Origin of the sequence: Staphylococcus sp. HMSC063A07 (assembly GCF_001836955.1) — a bacterium.
Taxonomy (GTDB): domain Bacteria; phylum Bacillota; class Bacilli; order Staphylococcales; family Staphylococcaceae; genus Staphylococcus; species Staphylococcus lugdunensis.
Genome location: NZ_KV830908.1, coordinates 28,399 through 41,854 on the forward strand (window position 1 = coordinate 28,399; position 13,456 = coordinate 41,854).

Annotated in this window: 11 protein-coding genes; 1 reads left to right on the forward strand and 10 read right to left on the reverse strand. The window is 35.9% G+C overall.

What is annotated here, in order from left to right; translation table 11 throughout:
- Window positions 1–32: 32 nt before the first annotated feature.
- The 4 genes from manA to HMPREF2597_RS02375 form a co-directional block, all read right to left on the reverse strand.
- Window positions 33–971, reverse strand: a complete 939-nt coding sequence (manA, locus tag HMPREF2597_RS02360) for a mannose-6-phosphate isomerase, class I (protein ID WP_002479029.1) — start codon at window positions 969–971, stop codon at window positions 33–35.
- A gap of 15 nt (window positions 972–986) precedes the next feature.
- Window positions 987–2,936 carry a fructose-specific PTS transporter subunit EIIC gene (locus HMPREF2597_RS02365; RefSeq protein WP_002479030.1) on the reverse strand — a complete coding sequence of 650 codons (1,950 nt, stop codon included), beginning with the start codon at window positions 2,934–2,936 and terminating at the stop codon, window positions 987–989.
- 79 nt (window positions 2,937–3,015) lie between these two features.
- Window positions 3,016–4,878 (reverse strand): BglG family transcription antiterminator, encoded by a 1,863-nt coding sequence (locus HMPREF2597_RS02370; protein ID WP_225307315.1) that lies wholly within the window; start codon window positions 4,876–4,878, stop codon window positions 3,016–3,018.
- 228 nt (window positions 4,879–5,106) lie between these two features.
- Window positions 5,107–5,880: a hypothetical protein gene (locus tag HMPREF2597_RS02375; protein ID WP_002479032.1), complete on the reverse strand. Its 774-nt coding sequence runs from the start codon at window positions 5,878–5,880 to the stop codon at window positions 5,107–5,109.
- Between the two features lie 326 nt (window positions 5,881–6,206).
- On the opposite strand from HMPREF2597_RS02375, the gene HMPREF2597_RS02380 reads away from it, so the two are divergent.
- Window positions 6,207–6,536, forward strand: coding sequence for a hypothetical protein (locus HMPREF2597_RS02380; RefSeq protein ID WP_002479033.1), 330 nt, complete (start codon window positions 6,207–6,209; stop codon window positions 6,534–6,536).
- Between the two features lie 615 nt (window positions 6,537–7,151).
- On the opposite strand, the gene HMPREF2597_RS02385 is transcribed toward HMPREF2597_RS02380, so the two are convergent.
- The 6 genes from HMPREF2597_RS02385 to lpdA form a co-directional block, all read right to left on the reverse strand.
- Window positions 7,152–7,916, reverse strand: coding sequence for a hypothetical protein (locus tag HMPREF2597_RS02385; RefSeq protein WP_002479034.1), 765 nt, complete (start codon window positions 7,914–7,916; stop codon window positions 7,152–7,154).
- The gene (locus HMPREF2597_RS02390; RefSeq protein ID WP_002460740.1) at window positions 7,906–8,244 is read right to left on the reverse strand and encodes a PadR family transcriptional regulator; all 339 of its coding nucleotides are present in this window, start codon (window positions 8,242–8,244) and stop codon (window positions 7,906–7,908) included. The genes HMPREF2597_RS02385 and HMPREF2597_RS02390 overlap by 11 nt, the downstream gene beginning before the upstream one ends.
- A 145-nt stretch (window positions 8,245–8,389) precedes the next feature.
- Window positions 8,390–9,679, reverse strand: a complete 1,290-nt coding sequence (locus tag HMPREF2597_RS02395; RefSeq protein ID WP_002479035.1) for a dihydrolipoamide acetyltransferase family protein — start codon at window positions 9,677–9,679, stop codon at window positions 8,390–8,392.
- Between the two features lie 17 nt (window positions 9,680–9,696).
- The gene (locus HMPREF2597_RS02400; protein WP_002479036.1) at window positions 9,697–10,737 is read right to left on the reverse strand and encodes an alpha-ketoacid dehydrogenase subunit beta; all 1,041 of its coding nucleotides are present in this window, start codon (window positions 10,735–10,737) and stop codon (window positions 9,697–9,699) included.
- 15 nt (window positions 10,738–10,752) lie between these two features.
- Window positions 10,753–11,700 carry a thiamine pyrophosphate-dependent dehydrogenase E1 component subunit alpha gene (locus HMPREF2597_RS02405; RefSeq protein ID WP_002479037.1) on the reverse strand — a complete coding sequence of 316 codons (948 nt, stop codon included), beginning with the start codon at window positions 11,698–11,700 and terminating at the stop codon, window positions 10,753–10,755.
- 88 nt (window positions 11,701–11,788) lie between these two features.
- Window positions 11,789–13,141: a dihydrolipoyl dehydrogenase gene (gene lpdA / locus HMPREF2597_RS02410; protein WP_002479038.1), complete on the reverse strand. Its 1,353-nt coding sequence runs from the start codon at window positions 13,139–13,141 to the stop codon at window positions 11,789–11,791.
- Window positions 13,142–13,456: the final 315 nt, after the last annotated feature.

The window sequence follows — 13,456 nt, forward strand, 5'->3', positions numbered from 1 at the left end:
ACGAATTCATAATGAATTCTGTCCCGCTCCTTTTATGGATGACTAACGATTAACGTGAGTTGTCCATCAAATTCGACGTCATAATCATCAGCTGTGATAATAAAATGACTGCCTTTGTTAATTGGCCATTGTTCTCCATCTATAGCTACAATACCTTGTCCATCTATCACAGATACTAGACAATAAACATGTGGTTTCTCATATGGTAACGTGCCATCAATTTCCCATTTATCTACTGTAAAGAATGCGTTTGACACAAACTGTGTCATTGACTGGCCGTGCTTGATACTATGTATCGGCACCGTATTAGGATTTTTCGTTTCAAGATCAATAACCGCCTTACTCTGTTCCAAATGAAGTGCACGTAGTTGTCCATTTTTATCTTTGCGATCATAATCATAAATACGATAGGTCGTGTCTGAAGATTGTTGTGTTTCTAGAATCGTTATCCCGGCCCCGATGGCATGTACAGTTCCAGCCGGCACATAGAAAAAATCACCTGCTTTAACCGGAACGTGTTTAAATAACGTGTCAAAGTCTCGTGCATCAATCTTCTGGGCTAACTCAATTTGATTATCTGCATGAACACCATAAATAATTTCTGCACCTTCCTTAGCACTGATAATATACCAGCACTCTGTCTTACCATACTCGCCTTCGTGTGCTAAAGCGTAGGCATCATCCGGATGAACTTGCACAGATAATTTATCATTAGCATCCAAAATCTTTGTTAACAGTGGAAATTGGCTGCGTTGATCTTCTCCAAATAATGCGCGATCTTCATCCCATACTTGCGTCAAAGTCTTTCCTTTATGCGGTCCGTTTTCAATAATGTTCGGACCATTTGGATGTGCTGAAATCGCCCAACATTCACCAGTAGTATGACTTGGAATATCATAATTAAATTGTTGTTGTAAGGCACGACCTCCCCAAATGCGTTCTTGAAAAACTGGTTGTAAAAATAACACCATGTCCTGACGCCTCCTTTATAGTTGTTGTAACATGTGATATATATCTGCTGTTGATGCTGCTTCAATAAATTGTTTACGTGTAGCATCGTCCATTAAGGCTCTTGATAAACGTTGTAACAACTTCAAATGTGTATCATTACTATGATTTGGCACAGCTATTAAGAAAATAATTTGTGGTAATGAACCATCTAGACTATCCCACTTTACACCTGTTTGATGCTGTAATACTGCCACAACAGGTTCTTTAACTGCAGCTGACTTGGCATGTGGAATCGCCACGTTCATTCCTATTGCAGTTGTCGCTTCGGCTTCCCGCGCTACAATAGCATCTTTTAAAGTTAAACAATCATTAATATAGCCATGTTTATCCAATTGCTGAATAAGGCAATCTATTGCTTCATCACGCGTCATAGGTGTTTGGACACGTTCAATCAACTCTTGATGAAAGACTTGTTGTTCAGCAGTATTTTTATTGTCAAGATTTTCATTTACTGACGATTGTGGAGGCGTAGTAACTTCTGTGGCTAACGTTGTTTTTGCCTGTGTTTCATCAACATTAATGGCAGGCGTTTTACGTTTTAACAATAATACAGTCAGCGTTGTCACGATACTACCAACAATGACTGCTATAAAGAACCAAACAATATGGTCGATACCTCCAAGTACTGCTACAATCGGACCACCGTGCGCGACACGGTCACCCACACCACCTAAAGCTGCAATCACTGCTGCCACCATTGCGCCAAACATATTGGCTGGGATAATACGCAATGGATCTTGTGCTGCAAATGGAATTGCACCCTCAGTAATACCAAATAATCCCATTGTAAATGACGCTTTACCCATTTCTTGTTCTGATTGATTAAATTTATGTTTTTGGAAAAATGTAGCTAGACCTAAACCTATCGGCGGTGTACACACAGAAACTGCGACCATTCCCATAACCGTATAATTGCCTTCAGCGATCAAAGCCGAACCGAAAAGAAAAGCTACTTTATTAACTGGGCCACCCATATCAAAGGCAATCATTGCACCAATGACTAGTGCTAAGATAATGATATTTGTACCTTGCATACCTTTTAGCCAAGTGGTTAACACACTAAAAATACTCGAGATTGGCCCTCCGATAACAAAAATAAAAATTAAACCGACAACCAATGAAGCTAATATCGGAATAATAATAATTGGCATAATTGGTGCCATTGCTTTTGGAACTTTAACCTGTTTAATCCATTTAGCAACATAACCAGCAATGAACCCTGCAACAATGCCACCAAGAAAACCGGCACCTGCAGCACTACCATAGAAACTACCATCCGCTGCGATAGCACCACCAATCATCCCGGGTACTAAACCTGGTTTATCTGCGATACTATATGCAATATATCCAGCTAAAATCGGTACCATAAATCCAAATGATAATTTTCCTATATTTTCAATTGATTTCCAAAATGTACCATCATGCACCACTAGGCCTTTAGATGATGTTTCTCCGCCTAACGTCAAAGCAATCGCTATCAGCAATCCACCTACAACTATAAATGGCACCATAAATGACACACCATTCATTAGATGTTGATAGACCATTTGCACGCCACTTTTTTTATTTTCATCATCTACCACATCATGTTCGTTTGTTTCACCGTGATGATGATAAATTTTAGCGTCATGATCAATGATACGTTGAATTAATGCTTGTGGATGATGAATGCCTTCGCGCACATTTTCATTAATTAATCGTTTACCATGAAACCGAGCCAAATCAACTTGTCTATCAGCTGCAATAATAATGCCATCTGCCTCACGTATCTCCTTGGCAGTTAACACATTTTCTGCTCCCACGCCGCCCTGTGTTTCAACTTTAATATCAACACCCATCTCTTTAGCTGCTTGTTCTAATTTTTCTTGAGCCATATATGTATGAGCAATTCCATTCGGGCAAGATGTAATCGCTAATATTTTCATTTCAATCACGCTCCTCAACTTAAATTGTAAGCGATAACATTAAGGCATTAAAAAAGATAATTGCCACTAGTACCGGCAATTATCCTTGTATTAATCCGAAAATTTCTTGTTTAAATGCAACTTCGTCTAAGCGACTCAAGTGTTCTACAGCTGAATCATCTAATTGAGCTAGCACGTGCATCAGTTGCTTATTCATGTGTATATCTTGAGGTGTAATGGCTAAGAAAAAGACTAACTTGACCTCATGTTCTTGCCAATAAAAACCCTCACTATGTTTAAAAATTAGAACATGTGACTTTAGCACCTTGTCTGGATCTCCATGTGGCATGGTTACACCATGTCCAATATAGGTGGATGATGCTTTCTCACGTAATAATGCTGTATGAATGTAATCCTCTTGCACTGCATGACATGCCATTAAAATATCATGTACACGATCAAATAACTCAGGCAAACTTTGATATGACTTAGCTGTAATCACTTTAATAGGAATTGAACTCATATCATGGGAGGTTATGGTTGGATTAAGCTTTTGCTTAACCAATGATTGAATTTGATGTTGATCCTTTTCTGATAATAATGGAGATATCTTTATGACATCAACATATGATGGTACCTCAACATCTATATCATGTGTCATCACTAAAACGTCCACACCTTCAAATGAATAAGTAGCCAAATCATCATACTGAAGCGTATCTTGCACTTTAATATGTCGATTTAATGTTGTTAATTTCGTTTCTAATAGTTGAGAAATACCTAAGCCATAGTAGCAACAAATAACCATATGAACACGCGTCACTTCATTTCGATCAATGGATGCTTGAAAATGAATGGTTAAAAAGGCAATTTCATCTTCACTCAGCGTAATATCCGCTCTTTGCGACAGTGTTTGAACAATGTCAAATAATACATTAAAGGCATATGGGTAGAGCGTTTTGATTTCACTCGTCAATGGATTATTCATATACACTTCTTTTATAATCCTCAAATACGTACGACTAAAATGTTCTGTTAGATTGTCTTTTAAAATAACATCTTGACTAAATGGAATATGCATCTTTGCTTCCATTTTTAAAATTAATTGTTGAATATAACTATCAATAAATAGTTTTTCGAACGTTAGCTCAAACTTATTAAAATGATAACCGATGAAAAAAGAGAATAGTTGGCTTGTATCATCATTTAAGTCATAGCCTAAACGATGATTAATTTCTTCAATAATTCCTCGTGAAATCACTAAGGCTTCTTCATTTAAATGCCAAGACTGTGCATTCGACTGATGTCTTTTCATAATTAAAATAAGATGGATCATCAATTGTTCTATTTGTATGTCGGATGTAGATAGTTGCTCCGCTTGTAAATTAGTTTTAAAAATCTGACGTATTGTACAAACATGTGCTTCGGGTAGTTCATTCAGAATCAAATCTTCCACACGTACATGCTGTGTTGCTAACTGATTCAAATGTAAAATTGCATTATTTATTGCAGTTTCACTACCTTCTACAATAATACCTTTTCTTTTTTTTATATGTATATCTACTTCAAACTTGTCACACCACATGCGCAAACGCTCTAAATAATCCAATAATTCACGCTTTGTGAAACAAAATTGTTGTTCCAAATCTGTCAGAGTTACGATGGTATGATGCATCAACAATCGATAACCCAGCTGCACTAGATGGTTACTATCCTGCAAAGAAAATCTTTGAAGAGCCGCTTCGATATCTTCAATCGTGTAACGTGCCGTATTAAGCGTATATCCTTTAGCCTTTACACTTATAATCAGTTCTGCTAACAGTGACATATTCACAATTTTAATATCATTTCGTGCCGTCCGATTCGATACATTTAAATACGTTGCAATCTCATCTGACGTTAAATAACTCGATTGATTATTTAAAAATAACTGTACTAATTTCAATTTTCGATCAATCATCATTCACCCTACTCTCTATCTCAGGATTCGTTGTTGTTTAATGAGCAACCGTTTTCAAATACTTATTGTAGCCTGGAACAAAACGGAAAGCAATGAAGGATCTAGTAATATTTATATAGGTCTCAACACAAAATAATAGCACAAAGATGGTTTGATATTAGAAATCATCTTTGTGCTTCTTACGACGAGAGCGGGACAGAATTCATAATGAATTCGTAGTCCCGCTCTCTATTAAAAATTTCGTTTATTATTATTTCGTTGTTGAAAATACCGTATTACTAAAATTTTCGCCCTATTATTTTCTGTTATAAGATCATCATTGATAAATGCTAGAATACCTGTACTAATCAAGCAATAAACACACTGTGCATATGGTATAATACGATTTAAAAATATTGGACTTCCACCTGTAATATATGAAATACATACCATTATGCTCATCATAAAGGTTAATATAAGCAGACCCAGCTTTTTCTTCTTATGCGGATGGGAAAAAAGATGCATTCGTATCATATGAAGTTTGCTAAATATACATGCAATTTCTTCGTACATATTCCCTTCAAAATCATAGTATCTATAATGAATACATTTATAAAGTGCTCGTAATGGATAATCTACATTTTTTGAAGCAAGTTCCTTATTTATATCTTCTACTGTATCTAACCTTAATTTGTTTTCATAAAATTTTCTATTTAAACCTCTCTTGATAAACCATCTACCTTGCAAATCCCTGTAAATTATAAAAAAGTTTAAGCATGTCTGTATTAATACGATCCATACCATTATATTTGATAATATCAATGCACATACGATAGCAATTAGCATAATTTCCAAAAAATCATTCTTTAAATTTAGCAGTATTTTTATTTCTATAGCTAATGGAAAGCAAAAAATACCAATGATAACAATTGAATTCAAAAAGAACATAAAATAGTAGTCCCATTTCTTTTCAAAATCAAGAAACTTGAGCATGAATTTAACCGTGCTTTTCAAAATTGCTAGCATGTTCTTGCCTCCAGTAATTTTATTCCATGTTTTAATCTTTATATATACGTAGATGTCTTATTGACATAACCTATGATGCTATTATTAGTAACATTCTAGCATATCTCATTTTATATTTTTTATTATATGTATTCAGCACCCCAACTTGCGTTGTCCGTTGGCTTTCTTTTCGAAAGCCTCTCTGTTGGGGCCCCACCCCAACTTGTGTTGCCTGGTGAATTTCTTCTCGAAATTCTCTTTGCTGGGGCCCCTGTCCTTCATTACTTTCATATCTTATTAAGCTATGATACGTTAGGGTTATTCTTAGTAATAAGGAGTTGAACAGTTTGAATCAAGAAGCATTAGATCATGAATTATTGTTAATAAAACAATCTATCGACATGTTACAAGAAACATTAGCACCTGACTTAAAAACTCGTGACTTAATGCTATTGCGATACGGCTATACTGTGAATGAAACGCGTGAACTTGATTGTTATTTCTATGAGTTATTTCAATCTAAAACGTCTGTTTCTTTTGAAGATTATCATCAAAAGGTATGTAAAATTCGAGGTTTACCTCACATTTCGAAAATTCAAACGGAAGACATCTTAATTGGCTACAAAGCGAGTGGCCTTTATACACAATTAATGTCTGAAATCTTGCGAAGTAAATAAGTTTTCTTTATTATTACAAATTGAATAACGCGCTACAAATCCAACTAATTTTGTAGCGCGTTATACTCTGCAGAGCATCGATCGATGTGTCGTTGGAACCTCAGTGATTTCAACTTTTTGACTATAGCTTCATACACAAATTCTTCACTTGTGTTAAATTTAGCAACTCGAAAGTTGCTATGTTTTGATTATATCGCAGTAAACCGCTTGTGCACGTTCAAAATAACGATTATTGAATAGTTGATATAATTATATTTGAAAGTGTTAAATTTACAACTATTTTCGTACAATTTTATTGTATAGATTGTGCATTATATTCTCAATTTTTATTCGTCAAGTCACAATTGCAGAAGAAAAATAAACTACACAACTAAAATAATTAGAAATTAGGCGACACTTTTTGTAAATTGTCTATTAATTCTTATAAAATTACTCATATTTATTGCTAAAACACCACTATAATCCCATAATATTATGTATAATAATAGTGTAGCGATTTTATAGTAAGTTTTGAGTCTTATTATAATAGATGTTGTTCAGACATCATCCAAATAAAATCAGAGCCATGCAATACTTAACTTTTAAGTATCATGACTCTGTTTTTTATATTTCAATTTATTTCGATTTATTAGTACGGCTTTCTTTCCAAAACTGATAGATGTTAAAGGCGATAAATACGAAAGTCAATATAACTAAGCCTATCACAGAAATATAGATATATTGTGAGTTGTCTTTAGCAAACAAACACGCAACAATATTAGGCATACAAAGTGCTAAAATAATCAGTGCATACACTTTTTGCTTTAGTAAAATACATGCTAACATAACTGCAATAAGTAAGACTATCCCTAAAATAATACTTTGCTGTTGATTCAATGTCACGATGTTATAAATCGGAAATTTTCCTGTTAAATACGTACTTAATACCATTAAGCCAAAGATAGGAAAACCAGTCAAAAAGGCTAAAACATAAAGCCTCTTCTTATCTCCAAATTTTAAAATAAGCATTTTAATTACATACAATCCTACAATGACATTGATAAAGAAGATAAAGAAAATATTTAAAATATAACCGACACTTAATGTAAATGATTTAGTAAATAAATCTGGGATAGTAAATACGGCAATCATAAAGAGAATAAAGTAAGTCATATACTTAGCCAATTGATTAGCAAACGGCATATGCCGTGCAAAGCGATTGGCATAATCTTGTACTGGCGTGTCAATAATATCGCTCACATCTTTACCTTGCTGTTCACATATCGTTAAATGATCTCTTAATTCTTCATCTATTTCATCAATTTGTTCTTCACTTTTACCTCTAAATAACAATTCTACTCTAAGTTTAGTTAAAAATTCCTCTGACTGTTTACTTAACATTTATTTCACTCCCGAATAAATTTGTCATTCCAATATTTAAATATTGCCATTTTTCTTTAAAACGTGTTAATTCGTCTAAACCACTGTCAGAAATTGTATAATATTTGCGTTTAGGGCCGCCATTATCGGATTTACGTGTTGTGGTATGCACATAACCCTTTTTGCTTAGACGTAGTAAAACTGGATAAATACTCCCATCACTAATTTCTGGAAATTGATTTTCTTTCAATTTTTCTAAAATTTCGTAACCGTACGTTTCACCTTTTGCAATTAAGCCTAAAATTGCACCATCTAAAAGCCCCTTCATCATTTGATTCGAAACAGACATATCTATCACCTTTTTATCAACTATCTTGTAATATAAGATAGTACATCAAATTCATTTTGTCAACTATCTTACAATAAAAGATAGTAATTTTCCAAAAAAACACCCTCAATCCATTTAACCAATGCATTGAGGGTGTGCTGTCCTATTATAAAATAAGTAAATATGGATTTTCGATATATTTTGCTAATACTTTTAAGAACTCTGCAGCGCCTGCGCCATCTAATATTTGATGATCGAAAGTTAAACTTAAAGGAATACGTGACACTTGTCTCAAACTATCACCATCTAATGTGACTTCTTTCATCAATGCACCAACACCTAAAATCCCTGTTTCTCCTAGATTAAGAATAGGGGTAAAGTATTCAATACCACTTGTACCCATATTCGTGATGGTGAATGTTGCACCACTCAATTGAACATCATCTGTGTGACCATCACGTACGGCTTGAGATGTTTTTTTAATTTCTTCAGCGAGTGCACCAATGCTTTTCGTATCAGCTTCATTAATAACAGGTACCATTAGCCCTTCTTCTAATGATGTTGCAATACCTAAATGAACATCCTCATATTCCAATAGCTCACCATTGTCATAGCGTGCATTCATTGCGCCATAGTCTTTTAAGGCAAGTACAACTGCTTTAGCTAAGAGTGCAGTTACAGTTAATTTCACATCTTTATCTGCTTGATTTAATTCAACGGTTAATTTGTCTTTAAAATCAAGTAGACGATCGGCATCTACTTTGCGATGTAATGTTAATTGGGCTGTGTTAGCTAAACTTTCACGCATATTTTGTGCGATGCGCTTACGCATTGGATTTAATCCTTCTCCAATATTAGTAACATCAACGTTTTTACTTGTTTGGACTGATGTTTCAGTAGCTTTACTGTCATCGTAATCATAACCTTGAGCTTCTACGCGTTGAATGTCTAATTTGGTAATACGTGCATTTCCACCTGTGCCTTTTATGCGATTAATATCTAACGCTTTGTCTTCAGCCATATTGCGTGCAAGTGGTGAAATAAAGATACGCGTGTGTTGTGGTGATTTTTCCACATCTGCAGTTGATTTTTCTGTTGAATAAGATTGAGCATCGTCTTTTGCTGTCTCCGTTGACGTCTCATGCTGATCATGTTCTGATGTATCTGCAGTTTCATTTGTTGACTCAGTTGAACTTGAGCTATTATCTGTAGCTTCGTCTGCATCACCAATGATTCCAAGAACACCTTTAACTTTAGCATCTTCTCCTGCTTGAACCTCGATTTTTAGCAATGTTCCTGTCGCTGGCGCTTCAATATCTTGGGTTAATTTTTCTGAGCTAATGGTTGCTATACTATCACCTTCGTTGACATCATCACCTTCAGCGACAAACCATTCTTCTACAGTACCTTCTGTCATTGTCATACCTAGCTTTGGCATAATGATATTTTGACTCATTTATGTCACCCCCTCATTTATGATTTAACTTTTCTTAAGTCATCAACTAATTCTGCTGCAACATCTAATACTTTATCTGCATTTGGAATATATGCTTGTTCTAAGTTTGCTGCGAATGGTACAGGAGTATCTGGCGCCGTTACTTTTTTAATTGGACCATCTAAATAATCAAAAGCACGGTCGCCCATAACCGAAGCAATATCTCCTGCAACATTACATTGTGGGTTAGATTCATCAATCACAATTAAACGTCCGGTCTTTTTAACAGATGTTAATACAGTTTCTTCATCCCATGGTGAGACAGTGCGTAAATCTATCACTTCAACGGAAATATTGTCGTCTTTTAAACGATCTGCGGTTTCTTCGGCTACAGCAACCATTTTACCAATTGCCACAATGGATAAATCTTCTCCTTCACGGACAACACGTGCTTTACCTATATCAACGGTATAAGGTTCCTCTGGCACATTTCCTTTTTGCCCAAGTAACGTTTTATCTTCTGAAAATACGACTAAATTGTCATCTTGTACCGCCGCCATTAATAATCCTTTGGCATCATATGGGTTTGACGGAACAACTACTTTTACACCTGGTATCGCAGCAAACACGTTATAAAGTGATTGAGAATGTTGTGCCGCTGCACCTGCACCAGCCCCATGAACTGTTCGCACGACAAGTGGAATTTTAGCCTTACCGCCAAACATGTATCTCATTTTAGCGCCTTGGTTTAAAATAGGATCTAATCCAAATCCTAGAAAATCATTAAACATAAGTTCTGCAATCGGACGCAAGCCTGTAGCTGCTGCCCCCACTCCTGCACTTAATGTAATGTGTTCTGCAATCGGTGTATCAATGACACGATTACGGCTATATTTTTTCGCTAATCCTTTTGTCACTCCAAATACGCCGCCAAAAGTATCATCGTCTTTAATGTGCTTAACGCCTGCACCACCAGAGACATCGGTACCAATGAGAATGACATTTTCATCTTGTTCCATTGATTGATCAATCGCTTCGTTAATTGCACCCATAAATGTTAGCTTTCGCGTTTCAGTCATAATGATATCCTCCTTTTAGGCAAATACATCTTTATATAATGATTCGACATCTGGTAAATCACTGTCATCAGCATATTTCACGGCATCTTCAACTGCTTGTTCTGCAGCTTTTTCAATGTCGTCAGCTTCGTCTTCAGTTAACCAACCTTCTTCAATCGCTTGCTTTCTAAATTCTTCGGTTGCATTTTTATCAGCATTGCGATCATCTGGTGATTTAACCTTTTGTTCGTCACCTTCAAAGTGACCATATTTCCGATAAGTATCACATTCAATTAGGGTCGGTCCTTCACCTTTTTTAGCACGCGCAACCGCTTCTTCTGTCGCTTCTAAGACTGCCATGACATCCATACCATCCACACGTACACCTGGCATGTTATATGCAGAAGCGCGTTCAGCAATTGTCTCTGACGCACTGGCATAATCATGTGTTGTACCTTCACCAAATTGGTTGTTCTCACAAACAAAGATAACCGGTAAATTTAAAATAGACGCAAAATTAAGTCCTTCGTGGAAATTGCCTTCGTTTGCAGCGCCATCACCAAAGAAACATACAGCCACATTTTCTTTCTGCTGGTTGCGAATAGAAATACCTGCTCCGATTGCTAAACCAAAACCGCCACTTACAATTCCATTAGCACCTAACATACCTTTATCAATTTCGGCTACGTGCATAGAGCCACCCTTACCATGACCTAATCCTGTTTTTTTACCCATAATTTCTGCCATCATGCCATTCAAATCACAGCCTTTCGCGATGGCATGGCCATGACCACGATGGGTACTCGTGATGTAATCATCATCTTCAAGTTGTGACATGACACCAGTTGCAACTGCTTCCTCTCCAACATATAAATGGACAAAACCAGGAATTTTACCATCACTGAAAATTTTGTGCACTTTTTCTTCAAAATAGCGAATTTCATTCATTGTTTTATAAATCCAACGTGCTTGTTCTTTTTCCATAACTCATTCCTCCTCATATCCTCTTGATAGTGGCTTGCTATGTCCATTTAGTCATCGTCGTTGCTTTAACTAAACATCATGGCATATCTCACATATGAATCGCCTGATTATAATAAGCATCTGCACCTTCTCCAATCGCTTCCAACAATGCCGGATGGGGTTGAATAATTTCACTCAGCTCAGCAATCGTTCCCTCAGATGCTTTAACACCTAGTAATTCCCCAATTAAATCGGTAGCATGTGGTCCTACTATAAATGCACCTAGTATTTCTTTATATTTTTCATCTATTACCAACTGTACAAATCCTTGGCCTTCACCTTTAATTATGGCTTTAGCATTTCCTTGAAAACCAGATGTCGTCACTTTCACTTCGTAACCTAGCGCTTCAGCTTGTTCAGCTGATAATCCTACCGATGCAGCCTCGAGACGTGTATAAATACAGCGAGTAATATCTTCTTGTTTAATTGTTTTGGGCTGCATTCCAGCTAAATGTTCAGCTACATGTATACCATGAGCACTTGCGGCATGCGCTAATTGATAACCAGATGTTAAATCTCCGATTGCATAAAGATGTGCTTTTGATGTTTGATAGTGCACATCAACTTGTAGGTACTTACCGTCACGACTCAACTCCAAATCATTTACAATTTCGATGTTTGGTTGACGCCCTGTTGCTACTAACAAACGATCAAAAGAAATCGTATCTTGTCCTTTTAAATGCAATGACTTTTTCTCTACCTTTTCAATATCTGCAGATGTAATAATTTCAATCCCTTGTGACTCTAAATGTTCTCTCAACAGCGCTCTCACTTCATCAATTTCAGTAAGCAATATATCATCTGCTACTTCTACAATGGTTACTTTGACACCTAAATCTGCCATGGATGATGCCAATTCTGTAGCAATGACGCCACCACCTATGACTACTAATGATTTAGGTAACGCTTCCATATCAAAAAACGTATCTGTCGTTTCATAATCAACGTTTTCTAAACCTGGAATAGATGGTACAAATGGTCGACTGCCTGTTGCTAATACAACATCTTGTGATGACAATGTTTCATCATTTACTGTAACTGTAAGATCAGAATTAATTTTGGCTTCTCCCTTATAATAACTAACCTTATTTTTCTTCAATAAATGGGTCACACCACTTGTTAATGTTTGTACAACTTGTACTTTACGTGAAGTTAATTGCGCAGCATCAATCGTCAAGTTTGATGTGTGAATACCCCATTCATCTGCACTTTGAATGTCATGCACTTTCTTACCATGCTCTAATAAGGTCTTGGATGGAATACACCCAACATTAAGGCACGTACCACCAGCATTATTCTTTTCTATGATAGCTACTGTCTTACCTAATTGGGCCGCACGAATTGCTGACACATAACCACCTGGACCGGCACCAATAATAATCACATCATACTTTTCTGTCATGAATGTCCCCCCTTTTGTTCACAATGTTTTATGACTTAATATACAATGACTAGTGTTTCTAGAAATAAGAAGATTTTTGCAAGCGTTTTCTTATTTCTTCACCACCATTTTACGCCCGCGTTTTTGAATATTCAAATAAATATATATTTTAAGTTATTGTTAATTTAAAAATAAAACAAGTGGACCTTAATTAAGTATCGCAATTCATAATTGCCAATTTGAGAAATAGCAACCTTGCTTAGTCAATTTTTTATACACTTTTTTAATCCCAGACACATACACAAATGCTTTTCAAAGAAGCAAAATACTGCCGGT

What these genes read in the sequence shown, in the direction of transcription:
- HMPREF2597_RS02390 (WP_002460740.1), bottom strand. Translation starts at nt 8,244, where the DNA reads ATGTCTGTTTCGAATCAAATGATGAAGGGGCTTTTAGATGGTGCAATT.
- HMPREF2597_RS02405 (WP_002479037.1), bottom strand. Translation starts at nt 11,700, where the DNA reads ATGGAAAAAGAACAAGCACGTTGGATTTATAAAACAATGAATGAAATT.
- manA (WP_002479029.1), bottom strand. Translation starts at nt 971, where the DNA reads ATGGTGTTATTTTTACAACCAGTTTTTCAAGAACGCATTTGGGGAGGT.
- HMPREF2597_RS02370 (WP_225307315.1), bottom strand. Translation starts at nt 4,878, where the DNA reads ATGATGATTGATCGAAAATTGAAATTAGTACAGTTATTTTTAAATAAT.
- HMPREF2597_RS02375 (WP_002479032.1), bottom strand. Translation starts at nt 5,880, where the DNA reads ATGCTAGCAATTTTGAAAAGCACGGTTAAATTCATGCTCAAGTTTCTT.
- HMPREF2597_RS02385 (WP_002479034.1), bottom strand. Translation starts at nt 7,916, where the DNA reads ATGTTAAGTAAACAGTCAGAGGAATTTTTAACTAAACTTAGAGTAGAA.
- lpdA (WP_002479038.1), bottom strand. Translation starts at nt 13,141, where the DNA reads ATGACAGAAAAGTATGATGTGATTATTATTGGTGCCGGTCCAGGTGGT.
- HMPREF2597_RS02400 (WP_002479036.1), bottom strand. Translation starts at nt 10,737, where the DNA reads ATGACTGAAACGCGAAAGCTAACATTTATGGGTGCAATTAACGAAGCG.
- HMPREF2597_RS02395 (WP_002479035.1), bottom strand. Translation starts at nt 9,679, where the DNA reads ATGAGTCAAAATATCATTATGCCAAAGCTAGGTATGACAATGACAGAA.
- HMPREF2597_RS02365 (WP_002479030.1), bottom strand. Translation starts at nt 2,936, where the DNA reads ATGAAAATATTAGCGATTACATCTTGCCCGAATGGAATTGCTCATACA.